Source organism: Pseudomonas sp. 3JA (assembly GCF_036961705.1).
In the GTDB taxonomy this organism is placed as follows: domain Bacteria; phylum Pseudomonadota; class Gammaproteobacteria; order Pseudomonadales; family Pseudomonadaceae; genus Aquipseudomonas; species Aquipseudomonas fluorescens_Q.
Genome location: NZ_JBAMDJ010000046.1, coordinates 37497 through 46859, shown reverse-complemented (window position 1 = coordinate 46859; position 9363 = coordinate 37497). Strand labels below are relative to the sequence as shown.

General features: G+C 63.2%; 11 protein-coding genes. All 11 read right to left on the bottom strand.

What is annotated here, in order from left to right; genetic code table 11:
• Window positions 1-172: 172 nt before the first annotated feature.
• A complete protein-coding gene (locus V7773_RS26285) occupies window positions 173-763 on the bottom strand; it encodes a nucleotidyltransferase family protein (RefSeq protein ID WP_336076050.1) in 591 nt (196 codons plus the stop codon).
• A gap of 20 nt (window positions 764-783) precedes the next feature.
• The gene (locus V7773_RS26280; protein WP_063324909.1) at window positions 784-1755 is read right to left on the bottom strand and encodes an XdhC family protein; all 972 of its coding nucleotides are present in this window, start codon (window positions 1753-1755) and stop codon (window positions 784-786) included.
• Window positions 1755-4070 (bottom strand): xanthine dehydrogenase family protein molybdopterin-binding subunit, encoded by a 2316-nt coding sequence (locus V7773_RS26275; RefSeq protein WP_336076048.1) that lies wholly within the window; start codon window positions 4068-4070, stop codon window positions 1755-1757. Before V7773_RS26275 ends, V7773_RS26280 begins: the two co-directional genes overlap by 1 nt.
• A complete protein-coding gene (locus tag V7773_RS26270; protein WP_003204280.1) occupies window positions 4067-4537 on the bottom strand; it encodes a (2Fe-2S)-binding protein in 471 nt (156 codons plus the stop codon). The genes V7773_RS26275 and V7773_RS26270 overlap by 4 nt, the downstream gene beginning before the upstream one ends.
• A 279-nt stretch (window positions 4538-4816) precedes the next feature.
• On the bottom strand, window positions 4817-5836 hold the full coding sequence (gene murB, locus V7773_RS26265; protein ID WP_336076046.1) for a UDP-N-acetylmuramate dehydrogenase: 1020 nt from the start codon (window positions 5834-5836) through the stop codon (window positions 4817-4819).
• Window positions 5833-6297 (bottom strand): low molecular weight protein-tyrosine-phosphatase, encoded by a 465-nt coding sequence (locus V7773_RS26260; protein WP_072347151.1) that lies wholly within the window; start codon window positions 6295-6297, stop codon window positions 5833-5835. The genes murB and V7773_RS26260 overlap by 4 nt, the downstream gene beginning before the upstream one ends.
• Window positions 6297-7061 (bottom strand): 3-deoxy-manno-octulosonate cytidylyltransferase, encoded by a 765-nt coding sequence (gene kdsB, locus V7773_RS26255; RefSeq protein WP_336076044.1) that lies wholly within the window; start codon window positions 7059-7061, stop codon window positions 6297-6299. The genes V7773_RS26260 and kdsB overlap by 1 nt, the downstream gene beginning before the upstream one ends.
• The gene (locus V7773_RS26250) at window positions 7058-7243 is read right to left on the bottom strand and encodes a Trm112 family protein (RefSeq protein ID WP_003179363.1); all 186 of its coding nucleotides are present in this window, start codon (window positions 7241-7243) and stop codon (window positions 7058-7060) included. The genes kdsB and V7773_RS26250 overlap by 4 nt, the downstream gene beginning before the upstream one ends.
• A gap of 23 nt (window positions 7244-7266) precedes the next feature.
• A complete protein-coding gene (gene lpxK, locus V7773_RS26245) occupies window positions 7267-8277 on the bottom strand; it encodes a tetraacyldisaccharide 4'-kinase (RefSeq protein ID WP_336076042.1) in 1011 nt (336 codons plus the stop codon).
• Window positions 8277-8705: an ExbD/TolR family protein gene (locus V7773_RS26240; protein WP_013694002.1), complete on the bottom strand. Its 429-nt coding sequence runs from the start codon at window positions 8703-8705 to the stop codon at window positions 8277-8279. The genes lpxK and V7773_RS26240 overlap by 1 nt, the downstream gene beginning before the upstream one ends.
• A complete protein-coding gene (locus V7773_RS26235) occupies window positions 8702-9337 on the bottom strand; it encodes a MotA/TolQ/ExbB proton channel family protein (protein WP_161951746.1) in 636 nt (211 codons plus the stop codon). The genes V7773_RS26240 and V7773_RS26235 overlap by 4 nt, the downstream gene beginning before the upstream one ends.
• Between the last annotated feature and the right edge of the window lie 26 nt (window positions 9338-9363).

Genomic DNA, 9363 nt, shown 5'->3' with positions numbered 1-9363 from the left:
GCCTTCATACTTATCCACAGCGGGACTGGGACCAGACACAAGACTTATGCCCACTGAAGATCCAATGTGGGAGCGAGCTTGCTCGCGATGGCGCCGGGTCAGCTTGCATCAATGCTGAATGTCGGACCGCTTTCGCGAGCAAGCTTGCTCCCACAGGGTTCTGCGTCGTTTGTTATTTGAAGGCCAATGCCTCTGGCACATCGACATCCCACGTCACGCCCGGGTCATCCACCGGCACCTCGACCACTTGCGCCCCGGCAAACAATGCCTTGGCACCGCGATCTCCAGTCAGTGCCATCAGTCTTGGGCCAAACGCACGGTCGAATCCCACCGGATGCCCGTATTCGCCGGAGAGGACCGGCACACTGATGCCATCCTCGCGAATCCTCGCCGCCACCTGCTCGATAGTCGACGGCAGGATGAAAGGCATATCGCCCAGTACCATCAACCAGCCAGCAAGGTCCGGGCAAGCCTGGACACCGGCCGCGATGCTATCCCCCAGGCCGGGAGAGTCCAGCGCCACGAAATCGCAGCCATAGGCTTGGGCCATGCGGATGGCTTGCGGACGATCCTGGCTCGTCACCAGGACGCGCTTTTGCAGGGAGGCAGGCAAGTTCACCAGCACCTGCTCGATCACCGAACGGACGGCACCGTCCCGCCCGGTGCAATCGGCCAGCAACTTATCCTTGTCGGGGCCGGCCACCTGACGGAAACGACTGCCCGATCCGGCCGCGAGAATGATCACGCCTATCGACTCGCTCATACGCCCTCCTCGCCCACGGCTTACAGCGGCTTTTTCTGCCGCAGTTCAACGCCATTCTTGATGGCCACGATCTCGGCCAGCAGCGACAAGGCAATTTCCGCCGGGGTGTGGCTGCCGATGTGCAGGCCGATGGGTCCATGCAAGCGTTCAATGGCCTGTGCTGACAAGCCTAGCTGAGCCAGGTTATCCCGGCGCTTCTGGCTGTTGACTCGCGAGCCCAGGGCACCGACATAAAAGGCCTTGGAGTCCAGGGCCGTGAGCAGCGCCATGTCGTCCAGGCGTGGGTCGTGGGTCAAGGCCACAATGGCGGTGCGCTCGTCGGTCTGGATGCTCAACACCGCTTCGTCAGGCATCCCCGAGACGAAGCGGCCATGCTGCTCTTCCCAACCATAGACAAACTCCTTGCGCGGATCGCAAATCAGCACTTCGAAGTCCAGCAACCGGGCCATTTCCGCCACGTAGCGCGACAGTTGCCCGGCGCCGATCAGCAACAGCCGCCAACGTGGGCCGTATATGGCCCGCAGGACCTGTCCATCGAACACCAGTGCGTCGGTTTTGCTGGCCGGGGTCAGGACCACGTTGCCGCTGGCGACTGTCAGCTCACGGGCGACAATCTCATGGGCTTCGCAACGTTCCAGCAATTGCGCGACCCAGTGTGGATCACCCACCCGCTCCTCGGTCAAGCGCAGGGTGCCGCCGCACGGCAGGCCGAAGCGCGCCGCTTCTTCGCGGGTGACGCCATAGGTGATCAGTTGCACCGGCGGGCCGTCCGCCGGAATCCGACCGTCGTGCAGCCGGGCGATCAGGTCATCCTCGACACAACCACCCGACACCGAACCAATCACCACGCCATCTTCGCGCAGGGCCAGCATCGCTCCCGGCGGCCTTGGCGCAGTGCCCCAGGTCTGGACCACAGTGAACAGCACCACCCGCTGCCCCGCGCGGCGCCACTCGAGCACGCTGCGCAGGACGTTCAGATCAACGCTGTCCATCAGGCCTTCGCCTGCTGCCAGCCTTGCAGCTGATAGCGTACAGGCAGGCTACGGATGCGCTTGCCAGTGGCGGCGAAAATCGCGTTGCACAGCGCAGGCGCAATCGGTGGCACACCCGGCTCGCCGACACCGCCCAACGGCACCTCACCCGGCGGCGTGACCAAGTGCACGGCCACTTCCTTGGGCGCCAGGGACATGCGCGCCACTTCGTACATGTGGAAATTATCCTGCTGCACCTTGCCGTCCTTGAAGCTGATTTCCCCCACCATGGCATTGCCCAGCCCCATGACGCAGGCGCCCTCGAACTGGGAACGGATGCGCTCGGGGTTGATCTGCGGACCGCAATCCACGGCGATGTCCGCCTTGTGCACGATCACCGTGCCGTCGTCCTTGACCTCTACTTCGATCACCGCCGCCACGTAAGTGACGAAGCTGTAGTGCACGGCCAAGCCCAGGCCACGGCCCTTGGGCAGTTCCCGGCCCCAACCGGCGGCCTTGGCAGCGGTTTCCAGCACCGTGCGGATCCGCGCGGTATCAATCGGATAACGCTCGGGGGATTCACCATAGTTCCACTCTTCGCTCAAGCTACGCGGATCGATCTTACGGTCCGGCCCGAGCAATTTGACCTGGTACTTCAGCGGATCCTGGCCGGCCTTATGGGCCAATTCGTCGATGAAACTCTGGATCGCGAAACCATGGGGGATGTTCGACACCGAGCGATACCAACCCACCCGGGCATGGGCCACCGCTTCGGGATTCTCCAGGCGCAGGTTCGGGATGGCATAAGCCATGTTGGTCACGCCCATGCCTATTTCGAACGGCGCCTCGTGGGTCATGCCCGGCGCAAACAGTGCGGTGATGCTCGGGGCCACGGTGCGGTGCAACCAGCCGGACGGCATACCGTCCTGGTTCAGGCCGGCCTTGAGGTATTCGGCCGATACCGTGTGGAAATACGAGTGATGGATGTCATCTTCACGGGTCCATTGCACCCGTATTGCCTGGCCGGGAAATTCCTTGGCGAGCACAGCCGCTTCGACGACAAAGTCGGGTTTGGACTTGCGCCCGAAACCGCCGCCCAACAACGTGATGTTCACCGTGACCTTCTCGAAAGGAATGCCCAGGCGTTCAGCGACACGTTCACGGGTCACCTGCGGGGCCTGGCTCGGTGCCCAGGCCTCGCATTGGCCGTCCTTGAACCGGGCGACGGCAACCATCGGTTCCATCGGTGATTGGGACAGGTGCGGCAAGTAATACGATGCTTCCAACGTCGAATCAGCCTTGGCCAGTGCATCGTCGAGATCGCCGCTGCTGCGCACGACTTTTCCGGGCTTGAGGGCCGCCGCTTCCAGCTCCTTGCGATAGGCAATGGAGTCATAACCGGCATTCGGGCCGTCGTCCCATTGGATTTTCAACGCTTCGCGGCCCTTGATCGCCGCCCAGGTGTTCTTCGCCACCACCGCCACGCCGCCCAACGGCTGGAATTCCGAGGGCAGCGGGCGCCCTTCGATCTGCACCACCTTGACCACGCCCGGTACTTTCAGCGCGGCGCTGCTGTCCACGCTCTTGACCTTGCCACCATAGACCGGCGGACGCGCGATGACGGCATACAGCATGCCGTCGAAATGCACATCGGCACCAAACACGGCACGACCGTTGACGATGTCCGCGCCATCGATGGCCCGGCTCGCCTCCTTGCCGATGTAGCGGAATTCCGAAGGCTGCTTGAGGCGCAGGCTGCCACGGCTCGGCACCGCCAGGGCACTGGCGGCGGCGGCCAATTCGCCGTAACCCAGTTCACGCCCCGAAGGCTGGTGCAGCACTTTGTGCAGTTGGGCATGGCATTCACCCACCGGCACCTTCCACTGCGCGGCGGCGGCCAGTTCCAACATGGTCCGGGCGGCAGCACCGCAACGGCGCATCGGCTCGTACCAATGACGCATGCTGCGTGAACCGTCGGTGTCCTGGTTGCCGAAGCGCGCCTCATCGGCCGGCGCCTGTTGCACCTTCACTCGCGCCCAGTCGGCCTCCAGCTCATCGGCCACGACCATGCTCAGGCTGGTACGCACACCCTGGCCCATTTCCGAACGGTTGCAGATCACGGTCACGCTGCCATCGACAGCAATGCTGACGTACACCTTCGGGTCGTCAACCGCGCCATGAGGCATGCCCTCGGCGCCGAATTTCTTTTCCTCGGCAAAGGCATCCGGCAGGCCCCACGTCGCCGCCAGCACCAGCACGCCGGTGGCGCTCGCACCCTTGAGGAAGCCGCGACGGCTGAGGTTGCTCAGGACAAAATCATCGGGCAAGCGGCTCATGCCTTGGCCTCCTTCAAGTGAGTGGAGGCCTGGCGGATCGCGGTCTTGATCCGGTTGTAGGTGCCGCACCGGCAGATGTTGCCGACCATGGCTTCTTCGATCTGCTCATCACTCGGGTTGGGGTTGGTCTTGAGCAAGGCGGTCGCCGACATGATCTGCCCGCCCTGGCAGTAACCGCACTGGGCCACTGCTGTGTCGAGCCAGGCCTTCTGGACGATTTGCCCAACCGGATCGACATGAAGTTCGTCTATAGTGCTGACATTTTGCCCATTCACAGAACCGATTGGCGTAATGCAACTGCGCGCTGGGGCGCCGTCGATGTGGATGGTGCACGCGCCGCACAGGCCCATGCCGCAGCCGAATTTGGTGCCGTTGTAACCGGCCACATCCCGGATAGCCCACAGCAGCGGCATGTCCTCGGTCACATCCAGTTGATGGTCTTTTCCATTGAGTTTCAGGGTAATCATGGGCACGCCCGCATAGTTATCGAGTTATGGGGTCGAGCAATCTGCCGCTGGGTTGACGGTTCGGTTGTCGCAGACTGACTCAGGCTGATCGGGCTCTCTTATGCATGCGCACGCAGGCGTCTGCATCGGGCCTTTAGGATGCGATGGTCGCATCGTTAGGAGGCTAAATTAACCCAGGATCACGCAAAACGCCCTGCACAATCCTGCACAAATGATCTGTACGTGATTGTGGCAGGGCGTTGTTCAGTTGATCGCGAGCAAGCTTTGTTCCCACCGCGCTCAGTACCGATTGGGTTCCATTTCCAGCTCGACCTGGAAACGCTCGGCAATGTCTTTCTGGATGCGCAGGGCCAGGTCCAGAAGTTGCGGGCCCGTGGCGTTGCCGTAGTTGACCAACACCAACGCCTGCAACTTGTGCACCCCGGCATCACCTTCGCGAAAGCCCTTCCAGCCGGCCCGTTCGATCAACCAGCCGGCGGCGATTTTCATCTGCCCTTCAGGCTGTGGATAAGCCACCAGGTCAGGGTATTGCAGTTTGAGGTGCGCTACGTGCGCGGTCGGCACCAGCGGGTTCTTGAAGAAGCTGCCGGCATTGCCCAGCACGGCCGGGTCCGGGAGTTTTTCGCTGCGGATGCTGCAAATGGCCCGGCTCACGTCGGTGGGTGTCGCCTGCTCGATGCCCTGCTCGGTCAATCGCTGGCGAACCGGACCGTACTCCAGATGCAAGTGTGCGGCGCGACTAAGGGCGAAGCGCACCCGCAGGATCAACCAGCGACCCGCTTGCTGTTTGAAGAGGCTGTCGCGATAAGCGAACCGACAGTCTTCAAGGCTGAAGTCGCGCAGCTCGCCGGTCTGGCGATCCAGCGCGGTGAGGCCGGCGAAGACGTCCTTGATCTCCACACCGTAGGCGCCGATGTTTTGCATCGGTGCCGCGCCCACAGTGCCGGGGATCAGACTGAGGTTCTCCAACCCGGACCAGCCCTGCGCCAGCGTGTGCTGGACGAACGGGTGCCAGGGCTCCCCTGCTTCGGCTTCGACCACTACGCGTTCGCCGTCATCGCTGAGCAGGCGAATACCGTGGCTGGCCATGCGCAGCACCAGCGCGTCGATGTCGCCGGTCAGCAGCAGGTTGCTGCCGCCGCCGATGACCAACAATGGCACGGCATGTTCGGCGGCATAAGCCAACGCCTCGCGAACATCACCATCGCTGCGGGCTTCGGCGAACAACCGGGCAGTGACGTCCACCCCGAAACTGTTGAAGGGCTTGAGGCTGACGCCCGCCCGAACCTGCAAGGTCATAACCGCCCCTTCAATTCGATCACCAGGCGATCGGTAGCGCGCTCGATCAGGTCCAGCACTTGTTCGAAGCCTTGTTCGCCGTCGTAGTACGGGTCCGGCACATCGTCGAGTTCAGCTTCGTAGCGCCGCAAGAACAGGTCCAGCTCGGCCTTGCCATTGGCCGGTTGCAAGGCCTTGAGGTGGCGCAGGTTGCTGCTGTCCATCGCCAGGATCAGGTCATAGGCGGCGAAATCAGCGCGGGTCACCTGTTGCGCACGCTGGGCCGACAAGTCGTAGCCACGCTTCAGGGCTGCCGCCTGGCTGCGCTTGTCCGGAGCCTTGCCGACGTGCCAGTCACCGGTGCCGGCGGAAGCGACTTCCACCTGCCCGGCCAACCCGGCCTCTCGCAACTTGTGGCGCAGGATGCCTTCGGCGGTGGGCGAGCGGCAGATATTGCCGAGGCAGACAAACAGGACCCGCATCAAGCCTCCAGCAGGCGACGAACGCGCTCGAGGTCTTCGGCGGTGTCCACGCCGGTCGGCGGGGCGATCAGCGCATCGGCGACGTGGATCCGCACGCCGTGCCACAGGGCACGCAGCTGTTCCAGGGCTTCAGTGTTTTCCAGCCAGCACGGGCCCCAGGCGACGAAGTCCTGGAGGAAGCCGGCGCGGTAGGCATAGATGCCGATGTGGCGGCGGTATGGCACGCCTTCCGGCATCACGTCACGGCTTTGGGCAAATGCGTCCCGCGCCCAAGGCAACGTCGCGCGGCTGAAGGTCAACGCCAGGCCATTGAGGTCACTGACCACCTTGACCACGTTGGGATTGAACAAGGTCTGCACATCCTCGATCGGCTCGGCCAGGGTGGCCATGCGCGCCTCGGTGTGGGCCGCGAGGTTGGCGGCGACCTGATCGATAACGCTCGGCGGGATCAACGGCTCGTCGCCTTGCACATTGACCACGATAGCGTCGGCCTCAAGACCGAGCTTCGCCGCGACCTCCGCCAGGCGGTCAGTGCCGGAATTATGGTCTTCACGCGTCAGGACGACTTCGGCGCCAAAGCCTTTGCAGGCCTCGACGATGCGCGCATCGTCAGTCGCCACCACCACACGCTGGGCGCTGCTTTTGCAGGCCTGCTCCCAGACATGCTGAATCATCGGCTTGCCGGCAATCGACAGCAACGGCTTGCCGGGCAGGCGCGTCGAAGCGAAACGCGACGGAATGACAACGGTAAAGGCTGCGGTCATTTGTCCAGGCGCTCGTCGGTGGTCAGGGTGCGGGCTTCGCTTTCGAGCATCACCGGGATGCCATCGCGAATCGGGTAGGCCAGGCCGGCCCCCTTGCTGATCAGTTCGGTCTTGTCGGCGCTGAGCTTGAGCGGGCCTTTGCAGACCGGGCAGGCCAGAATATCGAGCAATTTGGTGTCCATGGAACTCCCCTGGATAAAAGGTTTTAAGGCAAAAGCCGATCCGGCAACAGGCGTATCAACTGCGTATCGAACCAGGCCGCGAAAGCCGGTGACGGCGCGGCGTCTACCGCCAGGTACCACCAGTCGGGTGCGGCGAAGGCACGGCATTTGACGGCGTCCTTTTCCGTCATGACCACCGGCAGCGATGGCGTAAAACTCAAGGCCTGGGCGCTGTATTCGGCGTGGTCGGCAAACCCATGCGGTATTGGCCGCCAGTGTAGCGTTTCGAGGGTCTTGAAGAAACGCTGGGGATTGCCGATGCCGGCCACGGCGTGCAGGGCCTGGCCGGGTGGGAAATGGTCGAGGGGGCGGCGTTCGCCACTGGCCAGGTTCACCAGTTCGGTGGGGCGCAATTGGAAGGCGAAACCGTCTTCACGGTCGGCACTGGCGCCGTTGTACAGCACCGCGTCGACCGATTGCAGGCGCTCGACCGGCTCGCGCAACGGCCCTGCCGGCAGGCAACGGCGATTGCCCAAGCCGCGGGCGTTGTCTATCAACACCAGCTCGAGGTCCCGGGCCATCCGATAATGCTGCATGCCGTCGTCGGACAGGATCAGGTCCAGTGGTTCGGCCTCCAGCAGCGCCTGGATCGCGCGACTGCGATCAGGGTCGATCATCAACGGCACACCTGTGCGCTGGACGATCAACAGTGGCTCATCACCCGCGATGTCGGCGCCCTGCTCGGCCGCGACCCGCCACGGCAGCTGCGGCGGCTTGGCGCCGTAACCCCGGCTGACCACGCCGACCCGCAGGCCACTGCGCTGGCAGTGCTGGATCATCCACAGGATCAACGGTGTCTTGCCGGTGCCGCCGACCGTGATATTGCCCACCACCACCAACGGCACGGGGGGCTGGTAGATCTGGCCTTCGCCCGCCAGGAAACGCTCGCGCTTGCCCACCACCACCCGTCGGTACATCCACTCCAGCGGCCGTAGCAGGGCCAGGGCCGGATGACCTTCGTACCACGCGGCAAGCAATCGATCGGACATGGCCATCAGGGTGCCGGGGCCGCCTCGACCGTGGTCATGCGCAGATGGCTGAAACCGAGCTTGCCGGCCGCGTCCATGGCGGTGATCACCGATTGATGAGGGGTCTTGCCGTCGGCGCTGATGGACAGCGGCAGGTTGGTGTCGCCGCCGGATTCTTTCTGCAGGGCCTCGATCAGGCTCGCCAGGTCGCTCTTGGGCAGCAATTGGTTGTTCACCGAGAACGCCCCTTCGGCGCTGATGGTGATTTCCAGATTCTTCAGTTGCTGGTCTTCAGCCGGCGAGCCGCTGACGGCCTGTGGCAATTCAACCTTGAGCTGGGTTTCCCGGGTGAACGTGGTGGTCACGACGAAAAACAGCAGCAGGATGAACACCACGTCGATCAGCGATGCAAGGTTGATCTCGATGTTTTCCCGTGGCTTGCGGCGGAATTTCACTTCTTGCCCCCAGCCAGGTCCACGTCACGGTCACCTTGCACCACCTCGACCAGCTTGATCGCTTCCTGCTCCATACCGACCACCAACTCGTCGACACGGCGTTGCAGGAACCGATGGAAGAACACGGCCGGAATACCCACCATCAGGCCGGCGGCGGTGGTGATCAAAGCCTTGGAAATGCCCCCCGCCAGTACTGCGGCGTTAGCGGTCATGCCGGAGCCGGTAAACGCACTGAAGATGTCGATCATGCCCAGCACCGTACCCAGCAGGCCCAGCAGCGGGGACATGGCGGCGATGGTGCCCAGGGTATTGATATAGCGCTCCAGTTCGTGGATGACCCGGGCGGCAGCTTCCTCGATGCACTCCTTCATGATCTCGCGACCATGCTTGGAGTTCGCCAGGCCGGCGGCGAGGACTTCCCCCAAGGGGGAACTGGCCCGCAGCTCCTTGAGCTTGTCCTTGTTCAGTTGCTTGTCCTTGATCCAGACCCAGACCTGCCCAAGCAGATGCTCCGGGGTCACGCGGCTGGCCCGCAGGGTCCACAGGCGTTCGGCAACGATACCCAGTGCCACGATGGAACTCAGAATGATCGGCAACATCATCCAGCCGCCGGATTTGACCAATTCCCACACAGTGACTGCCCCCTCGAAAAAGTGCG

Bases quoted from the DNA above. Each gene is read 5' to 3' on its own strand.
- kdsB (WP_336076044.1), bottom strand. From the start codon at position 7,061: ATGACCGCAGCCTTTACCGTTGTCATTCCGTCGCGTTTCGCTTCGACG.
- murB (WP_336076046.1), bottom strand. From the start codon at position 5,836: ATGACCTTGCAGGTTCGGGCGGGCGTCAGCCTCAAGCCCTTCAACAGT.
- V7773_RS26275 (WP_336076048.1), bottom strand. From the start codon at position 4,070: ATGAGCCGCTTGCCCGATGATTTTGTCCTGAGCAACCTCAGCCGTCGC.
- V7773_RS26260 (WP_072347151.1), bottom strand. From the start codon at position 6,297: ATGCGGGTCCTGTTTGTCTGCCTCGGCAATATCTGCCGCTCGCCCACC.
- V7773_RS26285 (WP_336076050.1), bottom strand. From the start codon at position 763: ATGAGCGAGTCGATAGGCGTGATCATTCTCGCGGCCGGATCGGGCAGT.
- V7773_RS26280 (WP_063324909.1), bottom strand. From the start codon at position 1,755: ATGGACAGCGTTGATCTGAACGTCCTGCGCAGCGTGCTCGAGTGGCGC.
- V7773_RS26250 (WP_003179363.1), bottom strand. From the start codon at position 7,243: ATGGACACCAAATTGCTCGATATTCTGGCCTGCCCGGTCTGCAAAGGC.
- lpxK (WP_336076042.1), bottom strand. From the start codon at position 8,277: ATGGCCATGTCCGATCGATTGCTTGCCGCGTGGTACGAAGGTCATCCG.
- V7773_RS26270 (WP_003204280.1), bottom strand. From the start codon at position 4,537: ATGATTACCCTGAAACTCAATGGAAAAGACCATCAACTGGATGTGACC.